This is a genomic window from Sinomonas terrae, from assembly GCF_022539255.1.
GTDB lineage: Bacteria > Actinomycetota > Actinomycetes > Actinomycetales > Micrococcaceae > Sinomonas > Sinomonas terrae.
In genome coordinates this window covers 1269944-1285550 of sequence record NZ_JAKZBV010000001.1, presented here as the reverse complement: position 1 = coordinate 1285550, position 15607 = coordinate 1269944, and the positions used below count along the sequence as shown (strand labels likewise).

At 66.6% G+C, this 15607-nt stretch carries 17 protein-coding genes; 9 read left to right on the top strand and 8 right to left on the bottom strand.

Annotated features, from left to right (window positions below):
- Positions 1 to 76 precede the first annotated feature (76 nt).
- The 4 genes from L0M17_RS05995 (at position 77) to L0M17_RS05980 (ending at position 4754) form a co-directional block, all read left to right on the top strand.
- Complete coding sequence (locus tag L0M17_RS05995) at positions 77 to 1276, top strand: ROK family transcriptional regulator (protein ID WP_241052862.1); 1200 nt, start codon at positions 77 to 79, stop codon at positions 1274 to 1276.
- Between the two features lie 108 nt (positions 1277 to 1384).
- A complete protein-coding gene (locus tag L0M17_RS05990; RefSeq protein ID WP_241052860.1) occupies positions 1385 to 2494 on the top strand; it encodes an ABC transporter substrate-binding protein in 1110 nt (369 codons plus the stop codon).
- 191 nt (positions 2495 to 2685) lie between these two features.
- Positions 2686 to 3498: an ATP-binding cassette domain-containing protein gene (locus L0M17_RS05985; protein ID WP_043125615.1), complete on the top strand. Its 813-nt coding sequence runs from the start codon at positions 2686 to 2688 to the stop codon at positions 3496 to 3498.
- Positions 3495 to 4754 carry a sugar ABC transporter permease gene (locus tag L0M17_RS05980; protein ID WP_241052857.1) on the top strand — a complete coding sequence of 420 codons (1260 nt, stop codon included), beginning with the start codon at positions 3495 to 3497 and terminating at the stop codon, positions 4752 to 4754. The genes L0M17_RS05985 and L0M17_RS05980 overlap by 4 nt, the downstream gene beginning before the upstream one ends.
- Positions 4755 to 4917: 163 nt before the next feature.
- Here L0M17_RS05980 and L0M17_RS05975 read toward each other — a convergent pair whose 3' ends face one another.
- Positions 4918 to 5886, bottom strand: a complete 969-nt coding sequence (locus L0M17_RS05975) for a general stress protein (RefSeq protein ID WP_241052856.1) — start codon at positions 5884 to 5886, stop codon at positions 4918 to 4920.
- A gap of 86 nt (positions 5887 to 5972) precedes the next feature.
- Between L0M17_RS05975 and L0M17_RS05970 the strand changes: the two genes are divergently transcribed.
- From L0M17_RS05970 to L0M17_RS05960, 3 genes are read left to right on the top strand one after another with little or no spacing between them, the layout of a single operon-like run.
- Positions 5973 to 7256: a magnesium transporter MgtE N-terminal domain-containing protein gene (locus L0M17_RS05970; RefSeq protein WP_241052855.1), complete on the top strand. Its 1284-nt coding sequence runs from the start codon at positions 5973 to 5975 to the stop codon at positions 7254 to 7256.
- Positions 7237 to 7866, top strand: coding sequence for a DUF1003 domain-containing protein (locus L0M17_RS05965; protein WP_241052849.1), 630 nt, complete (start codon positions 7237 to 7239; stop codon positions 7864 to 7866). The genes L0M17_RS05970 and L0M17_RS05965 overlap by 20 nt, the downstream gene beginning before the upstream one ends.
- Positions 7863 to 8978, top strand: a complete 1116-nt coding sequence (locus L0M17_RS05960) for an Mrp/NBP35 family ATP-binding protein (RefSeq protein WP_241052845.1) — start codon at positions 7863 to 7865, stop codon at positions 8976 to 8978. The genes L0M17_RS05965 and L0M17_RS05960 overlap by 4 nt, the downstream gene beginning before the upstream one ends.
- A 41-nt stretch (positions 8979 to 9019) precedes the next feature.
- Here the strand turns inward: L0M17_RS05960 and L0M17_RS05955 are convergent, their stop codons facing one another.
- The 3 genes from L0M17_RS05955 to sigE all read right to left on the bottom strand — a co-directional run bounded on the left by L0M17_RS05955 (position 9020) and on the right by sigE (position 10899).
- Positions 9020 to 9415, bottom strand: coding sequence for a twin-arginine translocase TatA/TatE family subunit (locus L0M17_RS05955; protein WP_255732529.1), 396 nt, complete (start codon positions 9413 to 9415; stop codon positions 9020 to 9022).
- A 108-nt stretch (positions 9416 to 9523) separates the two neighbouring features.
- Positions 9524 to 10273 carry an anti-sigma factor gene (locus tag L0M17_RS05950; protein WP_241052839.1) on the bottom strand — a complete coding sequence of 250 codons (750 nt, stop codon included), beginning with the start codon at positions 10271 to 10273 and terminating at the stop codon, positions 9524 to 9526.
- Positions 10274 to 10281: 8 nt separating this feature from the next.
- Positions 10282 to 10899: an RNA polymerase sigma factor SigE gene (gene sigE, locus L0M17_RS05945; protein ID WP_241056325.1), complete on the bottom strand. Its 618-nt coding sequence runs from the start codon at positions 10897 to 10899 to the stop codon at positions 10282 to 10284.
- A 194-nt stretch (positions 10900 to 11093) separates the two neighbouring features.
- On the opposite strand from sigE, the gene L0M17_RS05940 reads away from it, so the two are divergent.
- On the top strand, positions 11094 to 11723 hold the full coding sequence (locus L0M17_RS05940) for an O-methyltransferase (protein WP_241052836.1): 630 nt from the start codon (positions 11094 to 11096) through the stop codon (positions 11721 to 11723).
- Positions 11724 to 11949: 226 nt separating this feature from the next.
- Here L0M17_RS05940 and L0M17_RS05935 read toward each other — a convergent pair whose 3' ends face one another.
- The 4 genes from L0M17_RS05935 to L0M17_RS05920 all read right to left on the bottom strand — a co-directional run bounded on the left by L0M17_RS05935 (position 11950) and on the right by L0M17_RS05920 (position 14712).
- Entirely contained in the window at positions 11950 to 12117 is a 168-nt protein-coding gene (locus L0M17_RS05935; protein ID WP_241052834.1) for a DUF3117 domain-containing protein, read from the bottom strand.
- 158 nt (positions 12118 to 12275) lie between these two features.
- Positions 12276 to 13541: a putative hexosyltransferase gene (locus tag L0M17_RS05930; protein WP_241052833.1), complete on the bottom strand. Its 1266-nt coding sequence runs from the start codon at positions 13539 to 13541 to the stop codon at positions 12276 to 12278.
- On the bottom strand, positions 13538 to 13864 hold the full coding sequence (locus L0M17_RS22645) for a DivIVA domain-containing protein (protein WP_241052830.1): 327 nt from the start codon (positions 13862 to 13864) through the stop codon (positions 13538 to 13540). Before L0M17_RS22645 ends, L0M17_RS05930 begins: the two co-directional genes overlap by 4 nt.
- On the bottom strand, positions 13861 to 14712 hold the full coding sequence (locus tag L0M17_RS05920) for an LOG family protein (RefSeq protein ID WP_241052828.1): 852 nt from the start codon (positions 14710 to 14712) through the stop codon (positions 13861 to 13863). Before L0M17_RS05920 ends, L0M17_RS22645 begins: the two co-directional genes overlap by 4 nt.
- 92 nt (positions 14713 to 14804) lie before the next feature.
- On the opposite strand from L0M17_RS05920, the gene L0M17_RS05915 reads away from it, so the two are divergent.
- Complete coding sequence (locus L0M17_RS05915; RefSeq protein WP_372497992.1) at positions 14805 to 15560, top strand: amino acid ABC transporter ATP-binding protein; 756 nt, start codon at positions 14805 to 14807, stop codon at positions 15558 to 15560.
- Positions 15561 to 15607 lie beyond the last annotated feature (47 nt).

Sequence of the window (15607 nt, the reverse complement as noted above, 5' to 3'; positions counted from 1 at the left end):
CTCGATATGCGGGGTGGGCACGGTCCGTAGGGCTCCGGCCGTACGGACCGTGCCCCAGCCATGTATTCTGCTCCTCGTGGCAATCCAGCGCCGGACCCCGGGCTCTCAGACTTCACTTCGTGAAGCCAACCGAGCGCGAATCATCGATGTCATCAAGAAGTACGGGGGCCTGACCCAAGTCGAGCTGGCCGGTGCGACGGGCCTGTCCCCTGCGACGGTCTCGAACATCGTCAAGGAACTCTCCTCGTCCGGAGTGCTGCACACGACGCAGAGCATCCGCAGTGGGCGGCGCGCCCAACGCGTGACCCTCGCGCACAGTCTCGGACTCGTCGTCGGAGTGCACTTTTCGGCGCGCCACATGCGGATCGCCCTCGCCGATGTCGCGAACACGGTCGTGACTGAGAACCACATGCCCCTCGCAAGAGATCACCGGGCCGACAATGAGCTCGACCGTGTCTCGCTGCTCCTGACCGACATGCTCGAATCGGTGGAGGCCTCGCGTGACGAAGTGCTCGCCGTCGGGCTTGCACTCCCAGCGCCCTACGATCGCGGGAGCGGCACCATTGCGCGGCGTGGAATCATGCGCGGATGGGACGGCGTCGAGGTCGCAGACTCGCTCGCGAGGCGGCTCCGCCGCCCTGTCTACGTCGACAATGCCGCGAACCTCGCCGCGCTGGCTGAAGCCCGTCACGGTGCTGCGCGCGGCAAGCGGAACGCTGTGACCCTAGAGATTGGGGACGGGATCGGGGCAGGGCTCCTCCTGAACGGGCAGGTGTTCCGCGGGTCCCACGGAGTCGCCGGAGAGTTCGGCCACTTCACCGTTCGCCAAAACGGCGCTATCTGCCGCTGCGGCAACCGGGGATGCCTTGAGACGGTTGCCTCAGGCCCGGCGATCATCGAAGGGCTCAGGGACCATTTGGGGAGCCTGAATCTTGGCGATGTGGTGGTCCAGGCCATGACGGGGGACGCGCGATGCATCCGCGCCATAGCTGAAGCGGGCAGGCATATCGGTCTCGCCGCAGCAAACCTGTGCAACCTTCTCGACCCCGAGAGGATCGTCGTCGGAGGCGAGCTCGCCCGGGCAGGCGAACTTCTGCTCGGACCCCTGCGGCACGCAGTCGAGCGCTCGCTCATCGTGGACGAGGACCTCATGCCGGACATCGTCCAGGCGCAGCTCGGACTCCGGGGCGCAACATTGGGAGCGATCGCCTATGCGATCGACTGCATCGCCATCGATACAGACCTTGCCGCCCCGGAACCCGTCGAGAAGGCCTGACGGCAACTCAAGCCGGGTCATTGAATTCAACTCTTGACGCCAAGGTGCCCTCCTGCGAAACTCAACGGAGCCGCCAAGGAAGGCGGCTGCGAATGGGAGGTTTTTTCAATGAAGATCGCCACCATGCGAGCGGTCGTCGCCTCGGCCGCGGTCCTGCTCACGGCCGTTTCCATGGCTGGATGTTCGAATGGAGCCAGCAGCGGATCCTCGACCGCGAATGCTGGCACCGCGAAGATCGGCCTGCTTCTGCCGGACTCGGTGACAGCTCGCTACGAGGCTGCTGACAAGCCCTTCTTCGAGGCGCAGATCAAGTCCCTGTGCGCCGGCTGCCAGGTCCTCTATGCGAACGCCAACGGCAGCGCGAGCACCCAGCAGCAGCAGGCTGAGTCACTCCTGACTCAGGGCGCCAAGGTGCTCGTCCTTGATCCGTTCGATGGCCAGGCAGCGGCCTCGATCGTGAATGAGGCCAAAGCCAAGAACGTCCCGGTGGTCTCCTACGACCGCCTGACCAACAGCCCCGACGTGAACTACTACGTCTCGTTCGACAATGAGAAGGTCGGCGAACTCCAGGGCAAGGCCCTCGTCGACAAGCTCAAGCAGGACAACGTCCCCGCAGGGAGCGGAATCCTCATGGTCGACGGCTCGCCGACCGACCCGAACGCTGCGATGTTCAAGAAGGGCGCTCACTCCGCCATCGACTCGAGCGGCTACAAAGTCCTCGCCGAGTACGACACCCCTGGCTGGGATCCTGCCCAGGCCCAGAACTGGGTGGCTGGCCAGATCACGCAGTTCGGGAGCAAGATCAAGGGCGTCTACGCGGCAAACGACGGCACCGGCGGCGGCGCGGTCGCAGCCCTCAAGGCGGCCAACGTGTCCCCGATGCCGCCCGTGACCGGTCAGGACGCTGAGCTCGCCGGCATCCAGCGCATCCTCTCAGGCGATCAGTACATGACGGTCTACAAGGCCATCAAGCCGGAAGCCGAGCGGGCCGCCCAGCTGGCGATCGACCTCGTCAACGGCAAGAAGCCCAACGGCGATACCACCGTCAACACGACGGGCGGCAGTGCGATCCAGTCGTTCCTGCTGACCCCTGTCGCAGTGACCGCGACGAACATCGAGTCGACTGTCGTCAAGGACAACTTCTATGGCTCCAATTCGGCAGCGCAGATCTGCACGAGCACGTACGCGGCAGCATGCGCGAAGTACGGCATCAAATAGCAGTTGGCCGATGACCGGATGGAGGGCCGCTTCGGGCCCTCCGTCCGGTGCCGTTCGCTCTTACCCTTTCAGATATCAGCACCTGTTCAGATATCAGCACCTGTTCAGATACCAGCACCCCTTCAGACAAGCAGCGCCGTTCAAACAGCGGCACCTGCAGAACCACCAGCTCAAAGGAGAACGCCGTGACGATGGATCCCGCCGTCGCCGAGCCCGAACCGGCGACGCGCCAACCCGTCCTCTCCCTCAGAGGCATCTCGAAGGGATTCGGCGCCGTCCAGGCCCTCACCGAAATCGACCTCGACGTGCACGCCGGTGAAGTAGTCGCCATTGTCGGCGACAACGGCGCGGGCAAGTCGACCCTCGTCAAGATCCTCGCCGGCGTCTATTCGCATGACACGGGAAGCGTCAGCTTCGACGGCCAGCCGGTCAGCATAGGCAGCCCTGCGGCGTCGCGGGAGCTCGGCATTGCCACCGTATTCCAGGACCTCGCCCTCTGCGACAACCTCGACGTCGTCTCGAACCTCTTCCTCGGTCGAGAAATCACCAAGGGAACTCTGGACGAGGAAGAGATGGAGAAGCGCTCGTGGAGCCTGCTCCGTCAGCTTTCGGCACGCATTCCGTCAGTGCGCATCGCCGTGGCCTCCCTGTCCGGCGGCCAGCGCCAGACCGTTGCGATCGCTCGTTCCCTCATCGGCGAACCTCGCATCGTGATCCTCGATGAGCCGACGGCGGCCCTCGGCGTCGCGCAGACAGCAGAAGTCCTGAATCTGATAGAGCGCCTCCGCGAACGCGGCCTCGGCGTCATCCTGATCAGCCACAATATGGCCGACGTTCAAGCCGTCGCAGACCGCGTCGTGGTCCTCCGCCTCGGTCGGAACAACGGGAACTTCCGGGTCCCGGACGTCAGCTACGAAGAGATCATCTCCGCGATCACCGGAGCGACGGACAATGTCGTCACCCGCCGGGCGGAAGCACGCAACACCGAGAGGAACGCATCATGAGCAACGCCGCCACGGCCGGGAGCGCGGCGGAACGCGCAGCCGATCTGCAGGACGAACGGCTCTTCCACGGCGAGGGCCTGACCGGAGCCGTCGAGAGCTTCATTCGACGAGTACGCAGCGGAGACTTGGGGTCCCTTCCTGTCGTCATCGGCCTGATCGTCATCTGGGCGGTATTCCAGATGCTCAACCCCGCGTTCCTCTCGGCCGACAACCTGGTGAACCTCAGCCTCCAGTGTGCGGCGATCGGAACCATCTCGATCGGCATCGTCCTCGTCCTGCTGCTCGGAGAGATCGACTTGTCCGTCGGCTCGGTGAGTGGCCTCTCCGCTGCCGTCTTGGGCGTCACGCTCACACAGCTCCACTGGAACTCAGTGCTCGCGGTGGTCGCAGCGGTCCTCGCCGGAACGGTGGCCGGGCTCGTCTACGGCCTCCTCTTCACCCGCTTCGGCGTCCCGAGCTTCGTCATCACCTTGGCCGGTCTGCTCGGCTTCCTGGGTCTGCAGCTTTGGGTTCTCGGACCGAACAGTTCGATCAATATCCCATTCAGCATGTGGATCGTCACCTTCGCCCAGCAGATGTTCCTGCCACCGTGGGCCGCCTACGCGCTCGCCGCAATCGCGGCACTCGGCTTGTTCTGGAGCGACTGGCGCAGGTCCCGGCGCCGTCGGGCAGCCGGCCTCTCGTCCGGATCCATGAGCGTCATGCTGGTCAAGTCGGTTCTGCTCCTCATCGCACTCGGGGTGAGCGTCTGGTACCTCGCAACAGACCGCGGCGTGGGTGCCATGTTCGTCTTCTTCGTGCTGCTTGTCGTCTTGATGAACTTCCTGCTCACGCGCTCTCGCTGGGGCCGCGCCGTCTTCGCCGTGGGTGGTTCCGTTGAGGCGGCACGCCGCGCTGGCATCAAGGTCAACCGCATCTACATCAGCGTGTTCGTCCTGTGCTCGACGTTCGCCGCCCTCGGCGGCCTTCTTGCCGCAGCCCGACTCGCATCCGTGGGCGCTTCAAGCGGCGGCACGGACACGAACCTCAACGCGATCGCCGCCGCCGTCATCGGTGGCACGAGCCTCTTCGGCGGCCGCGGCAGCGCGTGGTCGGCACTCCTCGGCATCCTGGTCATCCAGTCGATCTCGAGCGGCCTGACCCTGCTGAACCTCGACGCTTCGATCCGATTCATGATCACTGGCGCAGTCCTGCTGCTGGCGGTCATCATCGACTCCCTCTCTCGCCGCTCGCGGGCATCCCATGGGCAGGCGTAGAACCAGAACGGGAACCAGGACCCGAACAGGCGTCAGAACCCGGACACTCAGAGACTGAAAGAGAAGGGCGGTCGGCCACATGGCCGACCGCCCTTCTTCATGCCCGGCTTGCCGGGCACGCTGTTGCCGGGAACGCACGACGGCGTCCCGGCGCGTTGGGCGCTCAGCGCTCCGGTGCGTCGTCGTCCTTGCGATCTCCGGACTCGGAGCCACCCTCGGACTCAACATGCCTCGGCTCCTGGCTCTGCGGCTCCTGGCTCTGCGGCTCCGTGCTCTGGTGCTCCCGGCCCTGGGGTCGGTCCGTGTCGATGCGCACGCCGTACTGCGGCCGGCCGTCCGGCAGATCGCGGTAGCCGGAGCCGCTCCGAGGCGGCTCGACCGGTTCCTGTTGCTCGACCGGGGGTTCCTGCCCCGACTGCTGGGGCGAGTTCACGCCGTACGGATCGCTCCAGCCCGAGGGCCGCTGCGGGCTCTGCTGGTTCGGGCCCTGCTGGTTCGAGCCCTGCTGGTTCGGATCCTGCCACTGGCCTTGCTGCTGACCCCAGTCCTGATGGCCCTGATGCTGCCCCGGCTCACCGTAGTGCGGCCCCTGATCGCCATGGTGTTGCCAAGGCTGGTGGCCACCCCACCCCTGCTGGCTCTGCCCCATCGGCAGCTGGTGGAGAAGCCGCCTCGCCTCGGCAGCGGCCTCGAAGGCCACGACCACGTCATAGCTCGTCGGGACGACCTGGCTGGTCGAGGTGAAGTCCCGCTTGCCTCGCTGCATCGCGTACGTGACGATGCCGAACAGCATGAAGAACGCGGCACCCATGAGCACCGATGTGATGATCGAGAAGTAGCCTGCGCCGGACGAGAAGAACGAGAGCAGCACCCCGACGAAGAGACCGAACCACATGCCGCTGAGGGCGCTGTTGAGCGCGACACGCGGATAGCTCAGCCGGCCCGTGACACGTTCCACGAGCTTGAGGTCGTTGCCCACGATGGCGACGACCTCCACGGGGAACTGCTGGTCCGCGAGGTAGTCGACCGCCTTCTGGGCATCGAGATAGGAGGTGTACGATCCGATCACGTCACCCTGCGGCAGGGACCGCGTCTGATCGATGTGGCCAGACGACCCGAAGATGTTCGACATGCCTTTATTCTTACCCGAGAAGCCGCTCACGGCCTGTGTTTCCGCTCAGAGTGAGCAGCGACTTGCCTCTGGAGTAGCCTAGGGGCGTGAGTCCCATTCCCACCCGCGTGTTCGTCGCGCGACTCCTCGGCCTCGACGTGTTCGACCCGCTCGGCGACCGAGTGGGACGGCTGCGGGATGTCGTCGTGATCGCCCGCGGGAAGCGCGAGCCGCAGGCGGTTGGCGTGGTTGTCGAGGTTCCAGGCAAGCGGCGCGTGTTCGTCCCCATGACGCGGGTGACGTCCATGGACCAGTTCCAAGTCATCACGACCGGCCTCGTGAACCTCCGCCGTTTCGAGCAGCGCGGCGCGGAGATGCTCGTGCTCGGAGACCTCTTCGACCACCGCGTGACCCTCGTGGACGATGGTGCCCAAGGCACAGTCGAGGATGTGGCCATGGACCAGCAGCGGAACGGTGACTGGCTTGTGAGCAAGCTGTTCGTGCGGAGGGAGGCGCCCGGTCGCGGCCTGCGCGGGCTTCGTCGCGGTGAGACGGTGCTCGTGGACTGGGAGGACGCACGCCTTGACACCCGGGCCGGGACCCGCGCGGCGACACACTTCCTCGCAAGCCATGAGGACCTGCGCCCGGCAGACTTCGCGGACGCAATCCAGGAGATGAGCGATCAGCGCCGCTTCGAAGTCGTCTCGGAACTCCAGGACGAGCGCCTGGCCGACGTCCTCCAGGAGCTGCCGGAGGACGATCAGGTGGAGATCCTCTCGTCACTCGACAACGAGCGCGCCGCGGACGTCCTCGAGGAAATGGACCCCGATGACGCTGCTGACCTCCTCGCCGACCTCCCCGCGGACAAGGCCGAGGAACTCCTCCAGCTCATGGAGCCGGAAGAGGCCGACGACGTCCGCCGCCTCCTGCAGTACGACGAGGGCACGGCCGGGTCCATCATGACGCCGGTGCCGGTCGTGCTGCCTCCCGAGGCCACGGTTGCCGATGCCCTCGCCCACGTGCGGCGCGAAGAGCTCAGCCCCGCCCTCGCCTCGGCGGTCTTCATCTGCCGACCCCCACTCGAAACCCCCACCGGCCGCTACCTCGGCACGGTCCACATCCAGCAGCTGCTCCGGAGCGCGCCGCCCGAGCAGCTCGGCTCGATCGTCGACAAGGGGCTCGAACCCGTCTCCGATCTGGCACCGGTGAACGACGTCGCTTACTCGATGGCCCAGTACAACCTCAACTCGCTCGCTGTGGTCAACGACGACGGCCGGCTCGTCGGAGCGGTGACTGTCGATGACCTCCTCGACCACCTTCTCCCCGACGACTGGCGCACCCACGACGACGACGCGCCGCCGCTGAGGAAGATTGGAGGACGCTTTGGCTGACCCCCGCAAGCTGCTCCCCGGTCTCGATACCCCGCTCGAGACTCGGGCGAAATTCCTCCCGGCCTTCGCTCCCAACCCCGACGCCTTCGGCCGCTTCGCCGAACGCTTCGCCCGCTACATGGGGACGCCGCAGTTCCTTGTCTACATGTCGCTCTTCTGCGTCCTCTGGCTGTGCTGGAACACACTCGCACCCGAGGCGTGGCAGTTCGACCCGAAGTCCCTCAACTTCACGCTCCTCACCCTCATCCTCTCGCTCCAGGCCTCGTACGCGGCGCCGCTCATCCTGCTCGCGCAGAACCGGCAGGACGACCGCGACCGCGTCCAGATCGAGCAGGACCGCTCCCGCAACGAACGCAACCTCGCCGACACGGAATACCTCACCCGCGAGCTCGCATCACTGCGGCTTGCGATGCGAGAGGTCGCGACGCGCGACTTCGTCCGGGCGGAACTGCGCGCCGAGCTGCGATCCATCCTCGAGGAGCTCGCTGACCGCGACGCCGCAGTCGCCGCGTCGGCGCAGAAGCACCACAAGGAAAAGAAGGATCGCGCGAATCTCAACTCTGCGGACACGTCCCAAGGCGTGCCGCCCGAAAGGACCGACCACCAGTGAGCTCACCCGACGAGGCGGCGGTTCGCGCCGCGCTCTCGACCGTTGTCGACCCTGAACTTCGCCGTCCCATCGATGAGCTCGGCATGCTTGCGGGGGTAGCGGTCGACGGCGGCCGGGTCACCGTGCGCGTTCTGCTCACCATTGCGGGCTGCCCGCTGCGGAGCACGATCGAGGCCGATGTCCGCGCAGCGCTCCGCGGTGTTCCGGGCGTCGCCGAGATCGATGTCCAGCTCGACGTCATGACGCCGGAGCAGCGGCAGGCGCTCAAAGATCGGCTGAGGCCTGGGCGCGGCATCCCCTTCAGCCGCCCCGAGTCGCTCACGAAAGTCTTCGCCGTGGCCAGCGGCAAGGGCGGCGTCGGCAAGTCTTCCGTGACGGTGAACCTTGCTTGCGAACTCGCCGCCCGCGGACTCCGCGTCGGAATCGTGGACGCCGATGTGCATGGCTTCTCGGTCCCCGCGCTGCTCGGCATCACCCAAGGGCCCACACAGGTGGACGACATGATCCTCCCGCCTGTCGCCCACGACGTGAAGGCCATTTCAATCGGCATGTTTGTCAGGGGCAACCAGCCCGTCGCGTGGCGGGGCCCCATGCTCCACCGCGCGCTCGAGCAGTTCCTCACCGACGTCTACTTCGGAGACCTCGACGTCCTCTTCCTGGACCTCCCCCCCGGAACCGGCGACGTCGCGATATCGGTCTCGCAGCTCCTGCCCAACGCGAACCTCCTCGTCGTCACGACGCCGCAGGCGGCGGCCGCCGATGTCGCGGAGCGAGCTGGATCTGTCTCCGCTCAGACCGGTCAGCGGGTGGCGGGTGTCGTCGAGAACATGTCCGGGATGGTCCTCCCGGACGGGACCGTGCTCGAAGTCTTCGGAAGCGGTGGGGGTCAGCGCGTGGCCGATCGGCTCTCCGAAGCGCTAGAGGCGTCGGTGCCGCTCCTCGGCCAGGTTCCACTCGACGTCGCCCTTCGCGAAGGCGGGGACACGGGCGAGCCCATCGTGCTGGGCGCGCCCGACTCACCCTCGGCAGTGGCTCTCAAGGCCATCGCCGACCAGCTTGCCGCCGCGCCGCGAGGGCTCGTTGGCCGGAGCCTCGGAATGACGCCGCGTTAGAGAGTCGGGCAAAGGAAACTCGTGCCCCGCAAGTGCTCGTCTCAGGTCGCGTCGCTGTCGAACGGAGCCGGCTGGCCGGGAGCCAGCCGCTCAGCTACACGCAGCGGGACGGCAGAGGCCGGCTCTCCGAAGGGAGCCGACGACGGCGCCGTTTCAGCGGGTGCCGCAGCGGCCGACGTCGAAGGGCCCGCTGTGTTGTTGTCCTCGAGCAGCGCGTCCCGGATGATCTTCCGCGGGTCGTACTGACGTGGGTCGTACTTGCGCCAGTCGACCTCGTCGAGGTCGACGCCCGTCTCCTCCTTGAGCTGCTCCCTCGCTCCTGAGGCCATACGACGCACTTCCCGGACGACATTGGTCAGCTTCTGCGTGTATTCGGGCAGACGCTTGGGGCCGATCACCAGAACTGCGATGACCAGCAGGATGAAGAGCTCATTCATTCCGGGCACGATCGAAGATTACCTTCTGCGCGTAGGAGCGGACGATTCGGTCCGGCCCTCCATCAATATCATCAACCTTCTGCGACGTTTCGGGACGTCTCGCGGCATTCAGGGCCGCCCAGCTGCGCTGAGAACGAGGTGGAGTCCGCGCGCGAGGCGATCCGCGGGACTCTCGGCGGGCGGCGGTGTGGGGCGCGGGACGGACTCGCGGACAAGGTTCGCGGTCTCGGATGACGGGAAGTCGGAGGCAAGGACGGTGGTCTGCGGTGTTGGTGTCCCGCCGTTTCCGGGACGTTGCTCCATGAGGGAAATCGCGTGGGCACCATCGCCGATGCGCAGAACGAGAGTCGGCACGCCGTTGAGGATGTATCCCTTGGCCGATTCGACGTGCAATCCGCTCCGCTCGAGCTCAGGGCAGTTCCAGCCCGCCGCGGACAGCGCCTGGAGGTCTGTGGCCGTGAGGACGCGCCCTCCGTTGTCGATCCCGACGGCGGACGGCCAGCTCGCCGTCGGCGAGGCCGCCGTGGGGTCCCCGGCCACCGCGTAGGCCGTAACGGCCAGCGCCGCCAAGGCGGCAGCGGCACCTGTCAGCGCAACGGCAGCGGCACGCAGCATTCGCCCTTTGGACGAAGCAGCTTCCGCCAGTTCCGCCTCCAACGCGAGCTCGCGGGTCTGCTCGATGAGCCGCTGCGTCAGGGCTGAGCTGGCCGCGGGCACAGGCGCGCCACGCAGCGCGGCGAGATAGCGCCGTTCCGTCTCGAGCGCTCCCCGGCACTCGGCACACGACTGCAGGTGCGCCGCATCACGCCCATGGTCGGCCAAGCCGCCCAAGGCTCCCAGGCGTCGTCGTTCGCTCATGCCCCGCCTCAGCGGAGGCCCGCGACGCGGGGAAGGGAGAGCCGAGGCTTCCCAGCGCCACGGCGCGGATCGCGGTGCGCGAGCTTCTCGCGCAGAAGGGTGCGGCCGCGGTGGATGCGCGAGCGCACGGTCCCGAGCTTCACACCCAGCGCCGCAGCAACCTCGTCGTAGGAGAGCCCTTCGAGGTCGCAGAGGACGACGGCGGCGCGGAAGTCCGGCGGAAGCTCCTCGAGGGCGGCCTGGACGTCGAGATCGAGATTGTTCATCTCGTAGCTGCGCTCCGGGCCAGGCTCCCGGCCCGGGATCTTGGCTTCGGCGTCTTCAGCGAGTGCATCGAAGCGGATGCGGTTCTTGCGGCGCGCCTGATCGAGGAAGAGGTTCGTGGTGATGCGGTGGAGCCAGCCGTCGAGCGTGCCGGGCTTGAAGTTCTCGAGCGAACGGAAGACTCGGACGAAGACCTCTTGGGTGAGGTCTTCGGCATCGTGCTGGTTGCCCGTCAAGCGATAGGCCAAGCGGTACACCTTGGCAGAGTGCTGGGCAACCACTTCTTCCCACGTGGGAGGCACCCAGTCGGCAGGGGCGACTTCGGCAGGGATCTCGGGGGTCGCAGCACGTTGCTTGAGCACGTCCACGCACCTCACCTTCACAGCATCGGCGGCCGCATTGTGCCATGGACTCCGGATCCACCTGCAACCGCTGCGGAACCTCAGTGTGACAGTCCTTGCTGAAGGTTCGCTGGTCATTCCGCCCAGAGCGTAGCGCGGTCCGCGGGCGCCGAGAGGATAGGCTTGAGGCATCCCGAGCCGAAAGCGTTCCTAGCATGATCGACAAGTCCGCGAGCTGGTCCTACGCCGAGGGGCTTGCCGCCGAGGACACCGTCGTGGCCCGTGCGCGCGAGCGTTCCCTCGAGCTGGGCGTGTCCCCCATCTCCCCCGGAGTCGGCGCCGTCCTGACGGTGCTCGCCGCCGCCTCGAAGGCGCATGCCGTCGTGGAGGTCGGAACGGGCGCCGGCGTCTCCGGCGTCTGTCTGCTCCGCGGGCTCCCGGCACGCTCGACCTTCACGACCATCGACACAGACATCGAGCATCTCAAGGCCGCGCGGCAGGCATTCGGCGAGGCGGGCATCCCGTCGAGCCGAGTGCGCACGATTCCGGGCCGCGCGCACACCGTCCTCCCCCGGCTCAACGATGCCTCGTACGATCTCGTGTTCCTCGACGCCGATCCGGGCGGAACGCCGGACTACGCGGACGAAGGGGTTCGCCTCCTCCGTCAGGGCGGACTCCTCGTCATCAACGACGCCCTGGACCACGATCGCGTCGCCAATCCCGCGCACCGCGAGATGAACGCCGTCCGCTTGCGCGGGCTCCACCGACGGCTCCTCGAAGACGATCGCCTTGACACCGCGCTCGTCCCTACGGGTCCCGGGCTCTTCCTCGCCTCCCGCCGCTGACCTTCGACCGGGTCGCCTTCGAACGGGTCGCCTTCGAACGGGTCGCCTTCGACCGAGTCGCCTTCGACCGGGTCGGTGTCCGGGCCGTCTGGGAGTTCTCTCATGCGGGCATCTGGACGAGCGCGCTCAAAAGCGCGCGCCCTTAAGCGCGCGCCATTAAACACGAAAAAGGCCAGCCCCTCAGGGTTGGCCTCCTTCACCGCGTAGTGCTCGCGCGGACGTCAGATCATCCGGTGACGCCGACGAGGCATTCCTTGAGCTGCGCAGCCTCTTCAGCGTTGAGCTCGACCACGAGCCGCCCGCCGCCCTCAAGGGGAACGCGCATGATGAGGCTGCGACCTTCCTTGGTGACCTCCATCGGGCCGTCCCCGGTACGCGGTTTCATGGCTGCCATCTGAACTTCCCCTCCAGTAGTGTGCCCGCACGAAACTGCGGGCCGTCGGGCGCACCTCCGCTCACCGAGTGATACTTACCGAGTGATGGGGCTTCGCCACCTTGTGCTTGATCTTTACATTATCAGCAGCGATACCACGGGGTAGCCAAGCACGCCGGTCACGGGGGCCAGTCGCCGCCGCCCGGCAGTTCGGCCCAGTCCCAAAGCCAGACGACCCACACGATCTGGAGGAGCACGAACATCACGAGGACTGCGCCACGGTAGGCGCGTGAGCGCGAGAGCGCGGCACCTGCGAGCGCGAGCGGAAAGAAGGGGAGCATCATCCGGAAGGTGCTCGTCTGGGGGTACAGGAAAGCCAGGAGGTACAGCGCGTAGGCGGCGCACCAGAGCCGTAGCTCGATCCCGAGGAGCTTCACTTGGGCGCTCGTGAGGTAGAGGGCCACGACGGCGACCAGCACGAACGGTGCGACCGGGCCGAGCACGGGGCCGAAAAGGTAGTTGCCGGTGTCGAACCAAGGCATGAACGGCACGAGGTCATTGCCGCGCCAGACCGCCTCCGTATCCGTGTACGCAGTGATGACCCCGGTCCCCGCCCACGCGATCGCGGGCCAGCCAAGGGCCGAGGCGGTCGTCCCCACCGTCAGAACGGCGAGGCGCAGGAGTTCGCCGGGCGCGGGCGGACGACGGCGTCGAAAGGCCCACCGGATGACGAACAGAGCCGCGAGCATCACCGCGAGCGGCACGCCGACTGGCCGTGTGAGGCACGCGATGGCGACGACGGGGATCGCCATGAGGTATCGCCGCTCGACGATCCACAGCAGCGCCCATGCGAGGAACGCCGTCCCGAGTGATTCGGCATACGGAACCTGGAGAATCGCCGAGATCGGGAAGAACGCGAAGAAGGCAACACCCCACATCGAAGTGCCGTGTCCGGCGAAGTGGCGGAACAGCCGGTAGATCACGAGCGCTGCGGCGAAGCCCGCGAGGATGGGGACAACCTGTTCAAGGACCTGCCACGAGATCCCCGTGAGGAGCGCGAGGGACCGGACGAGGTAGGGGAACACGGGGTAGAAGGCCCATGCGTTCTCCGTGACAGCCCCGGTGGACGAGCGCGGGAGGATGGAGGGGTACCCGTTCTGGATGATGCGTCCGTACCACTCGGAGTCCCAGATCTGCAGGAAATGAAAGTAGTCCGGATGTGGCCCGAACCACGGGTTGGTCCCCTGCTGGAGGGCTGCCGCTGCGAAGATCCCAAACGAGACGAGCCTCGATGCAGCAAACAGCAGGACGATCTGGAGCCACCACGGCCTGCGGGCGAGCCAGAGCGCCGTCGCCCGTGCGGCCGCACCGAGCGCGGCATGGACGGGCGACGACGACGGGACCTCGCGCGTTGCGCCGGGCCGCTCGTCGAGCCCGTAGCTCATTCGGGAGCCTCGACCTCGGGGCGCGCCCGCCTGCGCAGGCGGGCGATCTCGGCGTCCTGCTCTGCGATCCTGTCGCGCAGGCGCTCGAGGACGTCGTCGACCTGATCCATCCGGTAGCCCCTCAAGCCAAGGGAGAAGCGGATGCGGTCGATGTCGTCCGCGCTCGGCTGCTCGGGAAGCAGGACGGGCGGAAGCCCCGAAAGCGGCTCTTCGAGGCCACGGTCGAGGACCTCGGGGATCGGGCGTCCACGGAACACCGACGCGCCGACCCACACAAGCCCCGCGGCAATGACGATGGCGAGGACGACGAGGAAGAAGCTCACTCGCCGTCAGCCTTGTCCGGAGACCACACTTCTTCCTCTTCTTCTTCCTCCTCGGCCGAGCCGAACATGCCGCCCCGCCGTTCCTGCATGTCACGACGGAAGCCGGCGAGCACGAGCTCGACCGCGTCCTCTGCCGTGTCCGTGATCTGGATGAGGTCCATGTCCTCGGGAGAGATCATTCCCTCGGTCAGGAGGGTGTTGCGAAGCCAATGGACCATCGGGCCCCAGAACCGAGTTCCGACGAGGACGATCGGGAACGAGGTCACCTTGCCTGTCTGGACGAGGACCATGGCCTCGAACAGCTCGTCGAGGGTGCCGAGTCCCCCGGGGAGGACGACGAAACCGTGCGCGTACTTCACGAACATGGTCTTGCGGGCGAAGAAGTAGCGGAAGTTGACGCCGAGATCGACCCATGGGTTGAACCCGGTTTCGAAGGGAAGCTCGATCCCGAGACCGACCGAGGTCCCAGAGCCATCGACGGCGCCGCGGTTCGCCGCTTCCATCGAGCCTGGACCGCCGCCCGTGATCACGGCAACTCCCTCCCGCGCCAGGAGCCTCCCGATCTCGACTGCGGTCTCGTAGTAGCCGCTGCCGGGCACGGTGCGGGCGGAGCCGAAGATGCTGATGGCGGGGCCGAGCTCGGCGAGCGCACCGAAGCCTTCGACGAACTCGCTCTGAATGCGCATGACGCGCCACGGATCAGTGTGGACGAACCGGCCTGCCCCGTGCGTGTCGAGCAGGTGCTGGTCGGAGGTGCCCTGAAGGGCCTGTCGCCGCCGGAGCTCGAGCGGGCCTTTGCGCCGAGAAGGGATTGAGCGATCGTCGCGGCGCGGTGATTCCGTGGTCATGCTCCAAGGCTAGCGGTCTCACTTGAATCACGATTGGAGCGTTCCTCCGGGCTCATCGAACCCGGGAGTGTTATCTCCATTACATTGGCCCTATGACAACCGAAGCACCCTCGGCTGCCCTGGTCTCTGTGCAGGGCGTGAACAAGCACTTCGGCCAGCTCCACGTCCTGCGGGACATCGACCTCGATGTCCACAAGGGCGAGGTCGTCGTCGTCATCGGCCCTTCCGGCTCGGGGAAGTCGACGCTGTGCCGTGCCATCAACCGGCTCGAGACAATCGAATCGGGCGAGATCTCCATCGATGGGAAGAAGCTTCCCGATGAAGGCAGGGAGCTCGCGCGGCTCCGGGCCGACGTCGGGATGGTCTTCCAGTCCTTCAATCTCTTTGCCCACAAGACGATCCTCGAGAACGTCACCCTCGGCCCCATCAAGGTCAAGGGCGTGGACAAGGCGACCGCAGAGAAGGATGCCATGGCCCTCCTCGAGCGAGTCGGCGTCGGCCATCAGGCGCCCAAGCTGCCCGCCCAGCTCTCGGGCGGCCAGCAGCAGCGCGTCGCGATCGCGCGGGCTCTCGCAATGAAGCCCAAGGTCATGCTCTTCGACGAGCCCACATCGGCGCTCGACCCGGAGATGATCAACGAGGTCCTCGACGTCATGGTCGAGCTCGCCCGCGAGGGCATGACCATGATCGTCGTGACCCACGAGATGGGCTTCGCCCGCAAGGCCGCCGACCGCGTCGTCTTCATGGCCGACGGCCAGATCGTCGAGCAGGCCCCGCCCGAACAGTTCTTCACGAACCCCCAGAGCAGCCGAGCCAAGGACTTCCTGTCCAAGCTGCTCACGCATTGACCCGGCGCTGGGCTGCCAGCGTCTGAGCAACGGGGCTGGGAGCCCCT

What these genes read in the sequence shown, in the direction of transcription:
- L0M17_RS05920 (WP_241052828.1), bottom strand. Translation starts at nt 14,712, where the DNA reads ATGACCACGGAATCACCGCGCCGCGACGATCGCTCAATCCCTTCTCGG.
- L0M17_RS05975 (WP_241052856.1), bottom strand. Translation starts at nt 5,886, where the DNA reads ATGTCGAACATCTTCGGGTCGTCTGGCCACATCGATCAGACGCGGTCC.
- L0M17_RS05955 (WP_255732529.1), bottom strand. Translation starts at nt 9,415, where the DNA reads ATGAATGAGCTCTTCATCCTGCTGGTCATCGCAGTTCTGGTGATCGGC.
- L0M17_RS05930 (WP_241052833.1), bottom strand. Translation starts at nt 13,541, where the DNA reads ATGAGCTACGGGCTCGACGAGCGGCCCGGCGCAACGCGCGAGGTCCCG.
- L0M17_RS05940 (WP_241052836.1), top strand. Translation starts at nt 11,094, where the DNA reads ATGATCGACAAGTCCGCGAGCTGGTCCTACGCCGAGGGGCTTGCCGCC.
- L0M17_RS05985 (WP_043125615.1), top strand. Translation starts at nt 2,686, where the DNA reads ATGGATCCCGCCGTCGCCGAGCCCGAACCGGCGACGCGCCAACCCGTC.
- L0M17_RS05935 (WP_241052834.1), bottom strand. Translation starts at nt 12,117, where the DNA reads ATGGCAGCCATGAAACCGCGTACCGGGGACGGCCCGATGGAGGTCACC.
- L0M17_RS05950 (WP_241052839.1), bottom strand. Translation starts at nt 10,273, where the DNA reads ATGAGCGAACGACGACGCCTGGGAGCCTTGGGCGGCTTGGCCGACCAT.
- L0M17_RS05990 (WP_241052860.1), top strand. Translation starts at nt 1,385, where the DNA reads ATGAAGATCGCCACCATGCGAGCGGTCGTCGCCTCGGCCGCGGTCCTG.
- L0M17_RS05980 (WP_241052857.1), top strand. Translation starts at nt 3,495, where the DNA reads ATGAGCAACGCCGCCACGGCCGGGAGCGCGGCGGAACGCGCAGCCGAT.
- L0M17_RS05915 (WP_372497992.1), top strand. Translation starts at nt 14,805, where the DNA reads ATGACAACCGAAGCACCCTCGGCTGCCCTGGTCTCTGTGCAGGGCGTG.